The organism is Flavobacterium succinicans (assembly GCF_001662485.1).
GTDB lineage: Bacteria > Bacteroidota > Bacteroidia > Flavobacteriales > Flavobacteriaceae > Flavobacterium > Flavobacterium succinicans_A.
In genome coordinates this window covers 12,254-27,710 of the sequence record NZ_JMTM01000006.1, presented here as the reverse complement: position 1 = coordinate 27,710, position 15,457 = coordinate 12,254, and the positions used below count along the sequence as shown (strand labels likewise).

Annotated in this window: 13 protein-coding genes; 11 read left to right on the top strand and 2 right to left on the bottom strand. The window is 35.2% G+C overall.

The features are described 5' to 3' along the window. Positions 1 to 2 precede the first annotated feature (2 nt). The 4 genes from FLB_RS00670 to rlmF all read left to right on the top strand — a co-directional run bounded on the left by FLB_RS00670 (position 3) and on the right by rlmF (position 3,223). Positions 3 to 824, top strand: a complete 822-nt coding sequence (locus tag FLB_RS00670) for a DUF4249 domain-containing protein (RefSeq protein ID WP_064714043.1) — start codon at positions 3 to 5, stop codon at positions 822 to 824. 232 nt (positions 825 to 1,056) lie between these two features. Then, positions 1,057 to 1,503, top strand: a complete 447-nt coding sequence (locus FLB_RS00665) for a DinB family protein (protein ID WP_064714042.1) — start codon at positions 1,057 to 1,059, stop codon at positions 1,501 to 1,503. Between the two features lie 66 nt (positions 1,504 to 1,569). Beyond that, a complete protein-coding gene (locus FLB_RS00660) occupies positions 1,570 to 2,232 on the top strand; it encodes a thiamine diphosphokinase (protein ID WP_064714041.1) in 663 nt (220 codons plus the stop codon). 43 nt (positions 2,233 to 2,275) lie between these two features. Continuing rightward, the gene (gene rlmF, locus FLB_RS00655) at positions 2,276 to 3,223 is read left to right on the top strand and encodes a 23S rRNA (adenine(1618)-N(6))-methyltransferase RlmF (RefSeq protein ID WP_064714040.1); all 948 of its coding nucleotides are present in this window, start codon (positions 2,276 to 2,278) and stop codon (positions 3,221 to 3,223) included. Between the two features lie 21 nt (positions 3,224 to 3,244). On the opposite strand, the gene FLB_RS00650 is transcribed toward rlmF, so the two are convergent. Beyond that, on the bottom strand, positions 3,245 to 4,021 hold the full coding sequence (locus FLB_RS00650) for a class I SAM-dependent methyltransferase (RefSeq protein ID WP_064714039.1): 777 nt from the start codon (positions 4,019 to 4,021) through the stop codon (positions 3,245 to 3,247). Between the two features lie 559 nt (positions 4,022 to 4,580). On the opposite strand from FLB_RS00650, the gene FLB_RS00645 reads away from it, so the two are divergent. The 4 genes from FLB_RS00645 (at position 4,581) to uvrB (ending at position 12,030) form a co-directional block, all read left to right on the top strand. Continuing rightward, positions 4,581 to 5,192 carry an RNA polymerase sigma factor gene (locus tag FLB_RS00645; protein WP_064714038.1) on the top strand — a complete coding sequence of 204 codons (612 nt, stop codon included), beginning with the start codon at positions 4,581 to 4,583 and terminating at the stop codon, positions 5,190 to 5,192. Positions 5,193 to 5,238: 46 nt separating this feature from the next. Beyond that, positions 5,239 to 6,381 carry a FecR family protein gene (locus FLB_RS00640; RefSeq protein WP_231891022.1) on the top strand — a complete coding sequence of 381 codons (1,143 nt, stop codon included), beginning with the start codon at positions 5,239 to 5,241 and terminating at the stop codon, positions 6,379 to 6,381. Positions 6,382 to 6,537: 156 nt separating this feature from the next. Then, positions 6,538 to 9,912 (top strand): TonB-dependent receptor, encoded by a 3,375-nt coding sequence (locus FLB_RS00635; RefSeq protein WP_231891021.1) that lies wholly within the window; start codon positions 6,538 to 6,540, stop codon positions 9,910 to 9,912. A 126-nt stretch (positions 9,913 to 10,038) separates the two neighbouring features. Beyond that, positions 10,039 to 12,030: an excinuclease ABC subunit UvrB gene (gene uvrB / locus FLB_RS00630; RefSeq protein WP_064714037.1), complete on the top strand. Its 1,992-nt coding sequence runs from the start codon at positions 10,039 to 10,041 to the stop codon at positions 12,028 to 12,030. Here the strand turns inward: uvrB and FLB_RS00625 are convergent. Next, positions 12,027 to 12,473: an excinuclease ABC subunit B gene (locus tag FLB_RS00625; RefSeq protein WP_317038974.1), complete on the bottom strand. Its 447-nt coding sequence runs from the start codon at positions 12,471 to 12,473 to the stop codon at positions 12,027 to 12,029. The genes uvrB and FLB_RS00625 overlap by 4 nt on opposite strands. An 11-nt stretch (positions 12,474 to 12,484) precedes the next feature. Between FLB_RS00625 and FLB_RS00620 the strand changes: the two genes are divergently transcribed. Genes FLB_RS00620 through FLB_RS00610 form a run of 3 tightly spaced genes read left to right on the top strand, consistent with a single transcriptional unit; the run spans position 12,485 to position 15,372 of the window. Next, the gene (locus FLB_RS00620) at positions 12,485 to 13,297 is read left to right on the top strand and encodes an alpha/beta hydrolase (RefSeq protein ID WP_064714036.1); all 813 of its coding nucleotides are present in this window, start codon (positions 12,485 to 12,487) and stop codon (positions 13,295 to 13,297) included. A gap of 30 nt (positions 13,298 to 13,327) precedes the next feature. Then, positions 13,328 to 14,338, top strand: a complete 1,011-nt coding sequence (locus FLB_RS00615; RefSeq protein WP_064714035.1) for a dipeptide epimerase — start codon at positions 13,328 to 13,330, stop codon at positions 14,336 to 14,338. Between the two features lie 5 nt (positions 14,339 to 14,343). Beyond that, positions 14,344 to 15,372, top strand: coding sequence for an aminotransferase class I/II-fold pyridoxal phosphate-dependent enzyme (locus FLB_RS00610; protein ID WP_064714034.1), 1,029 nt, complete (start codon positions 14,344 to 14,346; stop codon positions 15,370 to 15,372). The last annotated feature ends 85 nt before the right edge of the window (positions 15,373 to 15,457 follow it).

The following is a 15,457-nucleotide window of genomic DNA, read 5'->3' as shown; positions in this document are numbered from 1 at the left end:
TCATGCAAAAGATCACTTTCTTTCTCGTTTTTATATTAGCATTCCTATCATTAAGCTGCGAAGATGTTGTAGAGGTAGACCTCAATACCGCCCCGCCAAAATTAGTAATTGAAGCCTCCATCAATTGGCAAAAAGGAACAACAGGCAATCAACAACGAATAAAATTAACCACAACGACGGATTATTTCAGCAATACAATTCCTAAAGTTTCTGGCGCAATTGTTACCATTACCAACAGTGCCAATACTGTATTTAATTTTGTTGAAATGCCAAATACAGGAGAGTATTTCTGTTCGAATTTTGTTCCTGTAATCAATGAAACCTACACATTGTCTGTTGTTAGCAAAGGACAAACTTATACTGCAACAGAAACACTTCAAGCCGTAGCACCAATTACTAGATTAGAACAAAAAAACGATGCCGGATTTACAGGAAAAGAAATAAAAGTTAAAGCTTTTTATAATGATCCTGCAACTACACCGAACTACTATTTGTACAAATATGTATATTCCAATCAAGTAAAATCAAATCTTTATGTGGATCGAGATGAATTTTTTGACGGCAATGAGTTTTTTAGTATTTCTCAAAATGACGACCTTAAAAAAGGAGATAAAATTGAAATCACCCACTACGGGATCTCAAAATCTTACTATAACTACATGAGTATATTATTAAGCATTGCAGGAAATAATGGCGGAGCTCCATTTCAATCTCCTCCAGCAACTGTTCGTGGTAACATCATCAATACAACAGACAAAGCCAATTATCCGTTAGGCTATTTTTCCTTAAGTGAAATTGACTTTAGAAGTTATACGATTCAATAATACTCATTTAAACCTGTTGAGTGGAATTCAAATAAAATAAAAACTTAACCACATAGAGCCATAGATTAGTAGCAAATAAACATAGGAAAAACAGAAATAGCTCTATTTTCCACAATAGATAACTATGTGAACAGTAAAACGTCTATTTGTTTCACTTAAAAAACTACAAATTCTATGATTCTATGTGGTAAAAAATCATTTCACCCTACGGATTAATTTCATATATTTTTTCATGCTAATTCAGACCTTACAAACACTTTTCAAAAGGGATTTGACTTCCTTAAAAAGAGAAATAAATGCCTATCAAAACGAGGCTGCTATCTGGTCTACTGACCAACAAATCAATAATTCCGCAGGCAATTTATGCTTGCATCTTATTGGCAATCTCAATACTTACATTGGAGCCGAAATTGGTAAAACAAATTATGTTAGAAATAGAGACTTAGAATTTTCTGCGAAAAACATTTCCAAATCAGAATTGATTCAAAAAATCGATGAAACAATAACTGTTGTTCATCAGTCACTTGACCTATTACGAGAAGAAGATTTAGAAACAGAATATCCACTGCTAGTTTTGGACAAAAAGACCTCTTATGATTTTTTCTTGGTGCATCTTGCTTCACATCTAGCCTATCATTTAGGACAAATTAGTTACCATCGCAGACTACTTGATGCGTAAACAAATGAACTAGCACAATAACTTTTGTACATTTGTTTCGAATAATCTTAAATCTAAATCCAAAAAATGTCTTCACATCACATCGTTCGCGACGACCAAGAACCCGCTTTAATCATTGCCAATGGAGCCGCTTGTCAACCCGAATTATTAGGTCAATTATTAGAATGGTCCCCCCTAGTTGTAGTACTTGATTCTGCTATAGAACGTGTGATTTCGTTAGACATAAAAGTAGATGTCCTTTTAGGTGATTTTGATCGTGATTTTGACCCAGAGCTGTACAAAACCAAACAATATCCGCTGGAAATTGTACACACGCCCGATCAAAACAAAACCGATTTAGAAAAGGCATTAGACTATTTAATCGAGCGAAAAATTCCCTCAGTCAATATTGTTTGGGCTACTGGAAAAAGAGCCGACCACACCATAACCAATCTTACTAATATTGTACGGTATCGCGATTTAATCAAAATTGTGATTTTGGACGACCATTCCAAAATATTTCTTTTACCCAACAAATTCAAAAAGTGGTACACGGCAGGCACTCCTATTTCGCTAATCCCAATTGGTGTCGTAAAAGGCATTCATTCTCAAAACTTGGTGTATCCTTTAGCAAATGACACCTTGACTATTGGGTATAGAACTGGGAGTAGCAATGCTGTCGCTTGCGATGGATTGGTCACTATTGAACATTCTGAAGGAGATTTATTATTGATGGAATGTATGGATTAATTTACAAAAAAGGAATACCTATCTTTGCACCACAATTTAGAAAATGAAACGTACCAAGCAGCCCGAGAAAAAAAACCTACATCCAAGAAATCAGCACCGTTCAGGATACGACTTTGATTCCTTAATACAGATATTGCCTGAACTCAAAAATTTAGTAGGCATCAACGAACATCAAATTCAAACGCTAGATTTTAGTAATCCTGAAGCGGTAAAAGCATTGAATAAAGCGTTATTACTATCCTGCTACGATATTCAATTTTGGGAGATTCCTACTTCTTTTCTGTGTCCACCCATTCCAGGAAGAGTAGATTATATTCATTACTTAGCCGATTTGTTAGCCCAAAGTAATAATGGCGTGATCCCAAAAGGAGAAGCTGTTCAGGGCTTAGACATTGGTGTAGGTGCGAATTGCATTTATCCAATTTTAGGAAATGCTGTATATGGTTGGAATTTTGTAGGTACAGACATCGATGAAAAAGCGATTCAAAATTGCAAAAAAATTATCGAAAAAAATCCAAAACTAATCGATGCTATTAGCTTACAGCTACAGATAGAACCTCGTTTTATTTTCAAAAACATAATGGAGTCTGAGGATAAATTCGCGTTTACCATTTGCAATCCTCCGTTTCATAATTCTAAAGAAGAAGCCACAAAAGTAGCCTTACGAAAAGTCAATAATTTAAGCACCAATAAAACCACTATTCCAACGTTAAATTTTGGTGGACAAAACGCTGAGTTATGGTGTCCAGGGGGCGAATTAGGGTTTATCACTCAAATGATTTACGAAAGCGCTAAATATCCAATGCATTGTCTTTGGTACACTACTTTGGTTTCCAAACAAGCGCATCTCAATAGTTTGCGCAAAACCTTAAACAAAGTAAATGCAGCTAACATCACCACAATCGATATGGCGCAAGGCCAAAAAACCAGCCGCATTCTAGCTTGGACATTTTTGACTGAAAAACAACAAAAAGAATGGAAGTTTGAATAGTAATCATTGCGTATTACTATTTTACTTTTTTATTCTTACTTGCATAGCATAATCATAAGTATCTAAATCTTTGAATGCTATTTTTGAAACAGGTACAAAAGGAAAATAACGATGAATTTTTTCTTTTGTAAAACGTTGCGACCAAAATCGTTCTTGAGTCGCTGTAAAACTATCTTCAGGTGAAGTAATTATTGTCATTCCCATTTTTTCATAGCTACGTTCTTGCTTGATTCTAGTAGCATTGTTGTCTTTGTAACAAGCCCCTAAAACGATCTCGCCTTCTGGAGCTAGCAAACTGTAGGCTTGAGAAAAAATAGTGGTAAACTTAGAATTGATCGTTAAATCTAATTTTGAGGTCGCTGTTGAATATCCTTTAAAATCAAAATCATTGGGATAAAAATTACCCGCTGTAAACCAAGTAGTTACAATCAAATCATACTTCTCTGTTAGTTGATGTAATGCTATAGCATCTAAATCCAGAAGTGTCACCTTATCATTAATACCTAAATCATTTACCATTTTCGAAGCTAAATTCAAACATAAGACAGCATTATCTGTTCCTGTATAGTGTAACACTTGCTGCCATATTTCAGCAATATCATGTAAGTTTTGAATGATTCTTCCACTCCCCACACCAATATCTAGAATACGAATTGGGCGTTGTAAACGGTCTGCTAGCTCAAAAATAACTTCTTTTAATGCAATAAATTCTGCCCATTGTGCTTGAATCAAATAAGGAGAAAGATACTTTTCGTCAAAAGAGTGCGATACTGTGTCAGGATTATCATACATATTCATTATCAATAGATTAAGAGATGTCAAGAGGGAATTTAGTAAAAAAAAATAATAAAAAAGATAAAAAAATCACGAATTATTATTTCAAAAAAACTTAGTACAGTCATTTATCTGAAACATAGTATTTAAGTGATTACAAAAAAGCAAATGGCGAATCAACAACGACGATAGTTGACAATCCCTTGTTTGACGCGAAAGTCATTTAGTATAATGACTTCCTTACGATTAATTTTACTCTAGTCCTTTATGGAAATTGCATTGTAAAATCAATACCAAAACTTATATTACACAAACAAAACAACACACGATAAAAGGGCTTTTCTTCTATTTTTTTAATAAAAACATTGAAACTTAACATAATTCTAATTAAGTTTGCCAAATAAATCATTATATGATTAAAAAACATTATACGATTCATTGAAAAAACTAATCAAATCGTAAATCCTAAAAAATACCATTAAATAAAAATAGCGACCCAATTATATTTTTTCGTTTTTTTTGGTATGTTAAACAAAACGTGAATCAAAATTTCACCTAAAATCAATGTACTAAAGTTAACCAAATGGTAAAAAAGCAACTAATTTATTCCGCAATACTTGATGATTCCGCGCTTTGGAACAGCTTAAAGGAGGGGAATGAAAATGCTTTTTCCTTACTTTTCAAAAGACATTATCCTCACTTAATACAATACGGAAATTCATTCCTTCCATTTCCAGAAAAAGTACAAGACTGCGTTCAAGACGTATTTACAGATATTTGGATTTACAGAGAAAAATTGAGTGATAATGTGGTTGTAAAAGCCTATTTATTAGCCAGCGTTCGAAAACGTATTACAAGATCACTAGAGCGAGATCGTATATTTCGTTTTAGCAGTTCAATAGACACAGTTGAATTTTTATTTGATTTTTCAATCGAACACCACCTTATTTCTGATGAAACCGCAGCCTCTAAAGTGTTGCATCTTAATCATCTTATTAATGATTTGCCATCTCGACAAAAAGAAGCTTTGTACCTTCGCTACACACAGGAACTAACTGTAGATCAAATTGCAGACACACTTGATATTAACTATCAATCTGCAAACAATCTTTTACACCGCGCGTTATTGAACTTACGCAAAGAGTGGAAAGAAAACATCTTCGTTATTTTAATGCTGCTTTCATCTGTATTGTAGTCTTCAAAAAAAAAAAAAAACTATTTAGTGAGTATCAATTAAAAAAATGATCCTCTATATCATCGTAACCCCTTATTTGATGCAAAACCGTAATAATTATACCGAAATAGAGCACTTTTTAGCAGATGAATCATTCCGAATGTGGGTGTATCTCAATGATGACCAACAAGATTGGGAAGAGTGGACCATAGAAAACTCCAGTCGTGCTAAATTATTAGAGGAAGCCCGTTTATGGTTATTAGCAATGAAAGCTCCTGATACTAATGTAACTTCAATTGACGTACAAAGTGCTTTGGAAGCAACTTGGAAAAAAATTGAAAACGCTGAAGAAAAGAAAAAAGAAAAACCAGTTCTTACATTATTGAGAAAAAGATGGTTCAACGCTGCTGCAGCTATTTTGGTTTTGAGCCTTTTATCAGGTTGGCTATATGAACATAGCAATCTCAACAAAAACTCCATACTTAGCTATAATGAATTGATCAATGAAAATGAGGAAGGACTAGTTGAACAAACCAATAACTCAGATAAACCACAAATAATAACCTTATCAGATGGCAGCTCTGTTTTATTGCAACCCAACAGTAAATTAAGTTATCCAAAAATATTTGTGGGTAATGAACGAAAAGTATACCTCTCAGGCGAAGGTTTTTTTGAAATTAGCAAGGATGCTAAAAAGCCGTTTTTTGTTTATGCAAATGAGATTGTTACAAAAGTAGTAGGAACTAGTTTTAAAATAAAAGCATACACCAATCAACCAAATGTTGAAGTTGTAGTCCGAACCGGAAAAGTAAAAGTACGTCCCAATGAATTAATCTCAAAATCAAAAGACGAGCTGATCGTTTTGCTACCCAATCAGGCCCTAAGATTTGTTAGAAAAAACTTAAGTTTCAATAAAATTACTGATATAACTCAAGATGAATCATTGAGTCATTCTACAAGTAACATTGAGCAATTGGGATTTGAATTTACAGACATTCCTGTTTCACAAATTTTTAAAACCATTGAACAGGCCTATATAGTCAAAATTGATTATCCACAAACAAAATTAAAGGACTGCTATCTAACAACATCTTTAAGCGATCAGCCATTGCCTGAAAAACTTAAAATTATTTGCAAAAGCCTTGGAAACAACACAAGTTATGAAATGAATGGAAACCAAATAATAATCATGTCAGATGGATGCAACTAACGATTAACTGCCTATGAATTAAAATAAACAAAAAAACGCCGAAAATGCTGTAACATTCTCGACGTCCTGAATAAAATCAATAACTCTCTGTAAAGAGTTATTGCAATGTTTTACCAATACCACACTAAAGAATATTAATAAAAACAGACCAAAACTATGAAAAAAACCGTCTTTAAACAACGATTACTAATTCGAATTATGAAAATAACCCTATTTCAATTTGTTTTAGCCCTTGTCTTTTCAAGTGTAACAATTGCTAATAATATAAGAGGTCAAAAAAAGCTAGACACCAAGGTAACCATTACCGTGACAGATTTGAACTTAGACACAGCGTTGTCTAAACTTGAAAAATTAGCACACGTTAAGTTTTCGTATAACTCGAGAATGACTCAATTGAATCAAAAAGTTAGCATTTACGCCAATAATGAAGTGCTATCAAGCGTACTGACTCGTATTTTAAAACCCCTAAAAATTAATTATACTGAAGTAAGCAATCAAATTATTTTACAAAAAGAAGGAGTTGCTAAAAAGGGAATTAATGAAGACCTTTTCTCTAGTTTAAATCAAAATGCAGTAGCTGAAATCATTAAAGGCCGAGTAGTTGATGAAAAAGGAGAGCCTTTACCTGGCGTAACTATCCTTGTAAAAGGAACTTCAAAAGGCACAACAACAGATTTTGAAGGGAACTATTCCATCAGTGCTGAAATTGGAGATGTATTACAATTTTCATATGTAGGACTTGAAACTAAAACAGTAACTATAAAAGAAACCACAGTAAACGTTACTTTAACAGGAAGCGGAGAAACACTAAAAGATGTAGTCGTAGTAGGCTCTAGAAAAAAAGGGAGGGTAGCTCTTGACACTCCAGTAGCTATTGATGTAATCAATTTAAGCTCTACGGCATCTGCAACACCGCAAACAGATTTAACTCAAATTTTAAATTACGTTGCCCCTTCATTTACTTCTAATTCCACAACTGTAGCTGATGGTACTGACCACATCGACCCAGCTCAATTAAGAGGTCTTGGCCCAGATCAAGTGCTTGTTTTGTTAAACGGAAAAAGAAGACATACTTCGTCTTTAGTAAACGTAAACGGAACACCTGGTAGAGGAAGTGTAGGTACAGATTTAAACTCTATTCCTTCATTTGCGATTGATAGACTAGAAGTTCTTAGAGACGGTGCTGCTGCACAATACGGCTCTGATGCTATTGCTGGGGTAATCAATTTAGTCATGAAAAAAGGAACTGGTAAACTCCAAGCCAACGTAACTGCCGGAGCAAATTTTAGTGAAGGAGCGAATGACAATACAGGAGGTTCCGATGGTTTTAAAACACAACTAGACCTTAACTATGGAACCAAAATTTTTAAAGATGGTTTTATTAACTTTACTGGATCTTTTCAAAAAAGAGATTTAACGAGCAGAGCAGGCACTACCACAGGAACCATTTTTAACGCTTATAATGCTATAGAAGGAAGAGCTATGGACAAAGGAATTAACATTTCTTCGTTATTTGGAAACATTACCAACACCCCTAACAGCGCCACTATACTAGGACATATCAAAAATTTTGCACCAAGTGTTTCTTATTTTACACCCGCACAACAAACTGCTATTGCAAATGCTACTACAATTGGAGCAATGCAAACTGCATTAAATTTTGATGTAACTGATAACGAACTAGCCGCTCGTGGTTTAAATAGAAAAGATTTTAACATGAGAGTGGGGCAATCTGAACTAACTAGTGTGCAGTTTTTCTTAAACTCAGAATTTGGGCTTACAGACAATATAAGAGCCTATGCGTTTGGAGGATATTCACATAGAAATGGTAATGCTGCTGGATTTTACAGAAGACCTAATCAAAACAGAACAGCGACCTCTATTTTTATAAATGGATTTTTACCAGAAATTGATTCAAAAGTAAAAGACATTTCTTTTGCAGCAGGTGTTAAGGGAAAATTAGGAACACTTGATTTTGATCTTTCTAATACTTTTGGAAGAAACACTTTCGATTACACCATTATGAATACCGTAAATGCAAGTAGTGTCTACCCATCCAAAACATCTTTTGATGCAGGTGGATTAGGCTTCAGTCAAAACACTACCAATCTTGATTTTACTAAAAATGTAGATTATTTAAGCGGATTAAATATTGCTTTTGGTGCTGAATACAGACATGAAAACTATAAAATCAACCCAGGTGAAGAAGCTTCTTATGCGTTGTATGATATTAATGGTAACATTCAAACCGCTACCACAGCAAATAATCTTAAACCAACAGATTTCTTTGGTAGTGGAAGACCGGGTGGAGCTCAGGTTTTCCCTGGATTTAGACCTGCAAATCAAACGGATAAAGGCAGAAATTCATTTGCTTTGTACTTAGATTCTGAATTGGATATAACCGAAAAACTCTTAGTAAGTGCTGCGATACGTTTTGAAAATTATTCGGATTTTGGATCAACTTTCAATTACAAAATTGCTTCTAGATATAAAGTATCAGATAATTTTGCTTTAAGAGCTGCTCATGCTACTGGCTTTAGAGCTCCTTCATTGGCTCAGTTGTATTTTAATGCCACAAGTACACAATTTGTTGGTGGAGTTCCTTTTGAAGTTGGAACGTTTTCTAATGATACTTCACTTGCACGAAACTTAGGAATTCCAACACTAAAACAAGAAGAATCAAGAAGTTATTCTGCTGGTTTTACTTCAAAAATTCCTTCAGCCAATTTAACTTTTACAGTTGATGGATATTTAATTACTATTGATGATCGAGTAGTTTTAACAGACCAATTTGCTCCAGATGCAACAAATGCAAGTTTGTTTTCTTCTGCCAATGCAACTGCTGCAACATTTTTTGCTAATGCTATTAATACAGAAACAAAAGGAATTGAAGCCGTTATTTCTCATAAAGCAAATTTAGGAAATGTAACGTTAAATTCAGATTTAGCACTTACACAATCGCAAACTAGAAAAATTGGAGATATAAAAGCTTCTGAACAACTTTCGCAAGCAGCAAACTTAAACAGGTATTATTCTGAAATGAGTAGAGTTTACTTAGAAGAAGCTATTCCAAGATTTAAAGCATCATTGATGAATAATTTTTCTTACAAAAAATTAGAAGTTTTCTTAAGAAATGTATATTTCGGACAGGTAACAGACCCTAATACAGTAGATGTTAATGGAGATGGATTGGTTGGAGCAACCATTGTAAACGGTAGAGCTGTAGAAAACGAGCACCCAATTTGGAGTGGAAGAATAATTACCGATTTATCTGTTGGATACGAAGTACATAAAGGAATAAAAATCACATTAGGAGCTAATAATTTATTTGATGTGTATCCGAGTAAAAACTATGGTCCTGTTTCCGCAAAAAGACCTAACGCGGTTTTAACAAATGGTGAAATTACCTATCCTACAACAAATTCAACTATAGATTTATCAAATGCAGATCAATTTGTTTATTCTAGAAATGTATCTCAATTTGGTCAAAATGGTCGTTTCCTTTTTGCAAGATTAAATTTCAATTTCTAAATACTTTTTTTTTTGAGATTAAACCATCCTCTTAAAACAGGATGGTTTTTTTTTGACTAAAACTTTGGCAAAAAAAGAATTCAAACTTTGTACCTTTACTGCTCTAAAACTTTGCTTCTTAAATAAATGAATTTCCAAGTAGTATCCGATTACCAACCTACGGGTGACCAACCTCAAGCGATAGAAAAATTAGCACAAGGCATCCTTGCTGGTGAAGCATTTCAAACACTGCTTGGAGTTACTGGGTCTGGAAAAACATTTACGGTTGCCAACGTCATTCAAGAAGTACAAAAACCAACCCTCATACTGGCACACAACAAAACATTGGCCGCGCAATTGTACTCGGAATTCAAACAGTTTTTCCCAAACAATGCGGTGGAATATTTTGTGTCATATTATGATTATTACCAACCCGAGGCGTTTATGCCCGTTACGGGAGTTTTTATAGAAAAAGATTTATCAATCAATGAAGAGTTAGAAAAAATGCGTTTGAGCACGACTTCCTCTTTATTGTCTGGACGAAGAGATATTATAGTGGTCGCCTCGGTTTCTTGCATTTATGGTATTGGGAATCCAGTGGAGTTTCAAAAGAACGTAATTGCCATCGAAGTCAACCAAATGATTTCAAGAACTAAATTGCTACACAGCTTAGTACAAAGTTTGTATTCTAGAACCGAAGCCGAATTTACCCCAGGAAATTTCAGAATTAAAGGTGATACGGTTGAAGTCTATCCAAGTTATGCGGATGATGCGTTTCGAATTCATTTTTTTGGTGATGAAATCGAAGAAATAGAAAGCTTTGATACCAAAACTGCTCAAGTCATTGAACGTTTTGAAAAATTGACGATTTATCCTGCCAATATGTTCGTGACTTCGCCAGATGTGCTACAAAATGCCATTTGGGAAATCCAACAAGATTTAGTCAAACAAGTGGATTACTTCAAAGAAATAGGCAAACATTTAGAAGCCAAACGTCTCGAAGAACGCACCAACTTCGATTTGGAGATGATTCGGGAATTGGGCTATTGTTCTGGAATTGAAAATTATTCTCGTTACCTTGACGGAAGAGAAGCGGGCTCAAGGCCTTTCTGTTTATTGGATTACTTCCCCAATGATTTTTTATTGGTAGTCGATGAAAGCCACGTGACTTTGTCGCAAGTACAAGCTATGTATGGTGGCGACCGTTCTAGAAAAGAAAACTTGGTAGAATACGGCTTCCGACTTCCCGCGGCTATGGACAACCGACCTTTGAAATTCGAAGAGTTTGAAGCTATGCAAAATCAAGTCATTTATGTGTCTGCCACACCTGCGGATTATGAATTACAAAAATGTGATGGTGTTTATGTAGAGCAAATCATTCGCCCCACAGGCTTGTTAGACCCGATTATCGAAATTCGTCCAAGTTTGAATCAAATTGATGATTTAATCGAAGAAATACAAGTACGATGCGAATTAGATGAGCGTGTTTTGGTCACCACTTTAACCAAAAGAATGGCCGAAGAATTAGCTAAATACTTGACCAAAGTTTCCATTCGTTGTCGTTATATCCACTCCGATGTAGATACATTGGAACGTATCGAAATTATGCAAGATTTACGAAAAGGATTATTTGACGTATTGATTGGAGTCAATTTATTGAGAGAAGGATTGGATTTACCTGAAGTATCTTTGGTGGCCATTTTGGATGCCGACAAAGAAGGCTTTCTTAGAAGTCATCGTTCGCTTACTCAAACCATTGGTCGTGCGGCAAGAAACTTAAACGGAAAAGCAATAATGTATGCCGATAAGATTACAGCAAGTATGCAAAAAACAATCGATGAAACCAATTATCGCCGTACCAAGCAAATCAATTACAACACTCAACACAATAAAGTCCCACAAGCTTTAGATAAAAAAATAGATAGTGCTTTTACTAAAAATCCACTGGTGGAATACGAATTAGGACATACTATTGCAAAAGCAGCAGAACCAGACACAGCTTATCTGTCAAAACCAGAATTGGAAAAATTAATTCGTGAAAAACGAAAAGCGATGGAAAAAGCCGCAAAAGATTTAGATTTTATGCAAGCTGCCAAGTTCCGCGATGAAATAAAAGCATTACAAGAGAAACTCTCTTAATTGTGTTGTTCTTGGAACATTCCTAACAGTGCTTTAGCATCAATCATAGCATTAGGAGATTCCTGCATCATTTGCAAAACTCGTTTGGTAGCTCCAGGATTTAACCCCATATCAATGGCTATTTGACGAATGGCAACTGACTCTTTTTCGTGTAAAACACCATCACAATGCATAATCAGCGCCAACCTATAGAACTGCTGAATACGCTGAAATTCTGATTTAATTGGTAAATGAGGTAACTCTTGATGAAACAAATCAGAATATTCTGCTTTGGTAAAACCCAGTTCTTTGGCAACAATCCAAATAAAATCCAACTCGCGTTGATGTAATTTTCCGTCTACAATAGAAAAACTTATCATTTCTAAAAGTAAACTTCTTTTTTCTTCAAAACTATTCATCAATTTCTTATTTTTAGCTAAATTATTGTTTTTAAATGTATCCACAAAATTCAATTATGTCTAAAAAAACAATCCTATTTTTTTGCTTCTTTTTTCTTGTGGCGAAAGGATGGACACAGGAAACCACTGCTTCTGCTCAAGTAAGTACTTTTAGTATTGTATCTCCAGAGTTGCAAACGACAAAAAAAATCTGGCTCTACTTACCCAAAAACTATAGCCCTTCCAAGAAGAAATATTCCGTGATTTATATGCCCGATGCCCAAAATTTATTTGATGCTAAAACTTCTTATAGTGGAGAATGGAATATTGATGAAAAACTAGACAGTCTACGCGCACAAGTAATCGTAGTGGGAATTGAACACGGAAACGAAAAACGGTTGGAAGAACTCACTCCCTATCCTCACGAAAAATACGGCGGCGGAAAAGCAAATCAATATTTAGATTTTATTGTCAACACTTTAAAACCGAGTATCGACAAAAAATACCGCACCAAAACTGACAAAACACATACGCTAATAATTGGCAGCTCCTTGGGTGGTTTGACCGCTTTTTACGCTACGCTAAAGTATCCCGAAGTTTTCGGCAAAGCAGGCGTTTTTTCTCCTGCCTTTTGGATTAACAGAAAGGATATTATCGCATTAACAGAACAAACCCAAAAGATAAAAGCAAAATACTATTTCCTTTGTGGAGACAAAGAAGGCGATGATGATAGTATGGTAAAAGACTTGAATACAATGGAAAACATCATCAATACCAAGCGTTGTTCCTGTAAACATTTGAATAAAAAAACCATAATAAAAGGCGGACAACACAACGAAAAATTATGGCGAGATGGTTTTGTAAAAGCCTTACTTTGGTTGGGCTACTAATCCTTTTTTAGAACAGTAAAATTTTATGTTATGCAACTAATCCTTCGCGAATACAACCTAAAATTAAAACACACCTTCACCATTTCTAGAGAATCTATCGATTTTCAACCTTCACTAATTGTAGAATTGCAAAGCGAAGGCTACTCAGGATTTGGCGAAGCAACCTCCAACCCGTATTATCACACCACGGTTCCAATGATGCGTGCGGATTTGGAAAACATTCGTTCGTTGATAGAAAACACAACAACCGAAACTCCCGAAGAATTTTGGAACAAAGTACATCCTTATTTAAAAGAGGATATGTTTGCGCTTTGTGCTTTAGACTTGGCTTATAGTGATTTATATGCTCGCAAAAAAGGCAAAAAATTATACGAACTTTGGAATTTTACTACCGATAAAAATCCTTTAACTGATTACACCATCGGCATCGCTTCTATTGAGAAAATGGTCGCCAAAATGAAAGAACTCCCTTGGCCTATCTATAAAATTAAATTAGGCACCCAAGAAGACATCGAAATCGTAACCGAATTACGAAAACACACAGACGCCATCTTCAGAATCGATGCAAACTGCGGTTGGGGCGTTGAAGAAACCATTTCTAATTCCATAGCTTTAAAAAAACTCGGGGTGGAATTCTTAGAACAGCCTATGAAAGCAGATAATTGGGAAGCACATAAAGAAGTCTACAAACACTCCGCTTTGCCCATCATTGCTGACGAAAGCTGCATTATCGAATCCGATGTAGCCAAATGCCACAACCATTTCCACGGTGTAAATGTCAAATTAGTAAAATGTGGCGGTCTTACTCCAGGCAAACGTATGTTAGAAGAAGCCAAAAAACTAGGACTAAAAACTATGGTAGGTTGTATGACAGAATCTACAGTAGGCATCTCAGCCATAGCCCACCTACTACCACTACTAGATTACGTAGATATGGACGGAGCGCTACTATTAGATAAAGATATTGCTACAGGAGTAACCATTAATTATGGCAAAATTGATTACCCAGACGGAAACGGAACTGGAGTGACACTTTTATAATTCCTATGAAAGTCAATCAATTTCCCAATCGCGTAATCGAAATCAACCAAGAAACGTTCCTTTATTTTGGAGGAACGGCTTATCTTGGTTTACCAACTTTACCCGAATTTCAAGAAATTATCTTCAAAAATATCCAGCGTTGGGGCACCGCATACGGAAGTTCAAGAAACGCAAACGTCCAATTAAGCGCCTACGAAACGGGAGAAACCTTTCTGGCAAATTTTATTCAATCCGAAGCAGTACTTACCGCTTCATCAGGAATGCTGGCAGGAAAAATAACTATAGATTTTTTAAGCACAAGCACCGATGTTTTTTACCATTTCCCAAATTCGCATCCTGCTATTCAAAGAAAAGACAGTCTGCCTCTATTTATAAACAATCAATTAAACCCTAGAATTTTAGATGCAAAAAAAGAAAAAATTACCCTGCTCACAGATGCCGTACCATCATTAGAAACCCAACCCATAAACCTAAAAATTCTCGATAGCATCCCTTCTCACAAAGAAATCACTTTGGTCATAGACGAATCACATTCTATCGGAATCCTAGGCAAAAACGGGTCAGGAATTTATTCGAGTATCCCCAATCCTAACATCAAACGCAAAATTTTGGTCGCCTCACTTGGCAAAGCTTTTGGATTAACAGGCGGGGTAACTGCTAGTGACTCCAATTTTATTCAGCAAATCAAAAATTATGACACCTTTGTCGCGGCCGCTGGAATGAATCCTGCCTATGTACAAACCCTTGCCGAAACTGGGCATTTAGTGCAAAAGCAACGTCAAAAATTACAAGACAACTTAAACTATCTCACTCAACATTTACAACCCAATCCCAAAATCAATTTCACCGCAAACTATCCTTCCATTTACTTAGATTGGAACAAGAGCTACGATATATTGTTGCAAAACAAAATCGTAATCACCCATTTTGATTATCCTTCAGACCAAAAAACCTTGAACCGAATCGTCATTTCGGCCAATCATCAAAAAGAAGACCTTGACCAGCTAGTTCAAGTTTTAAATTCCTTTTCATAGGTTTTAGGAGCAGAAAAAAAAGCTTTTATGCCATCATAGAACCCGTCATCCGCTATATCTTTGCTTTTTTAAAGAAAAAAAAGCA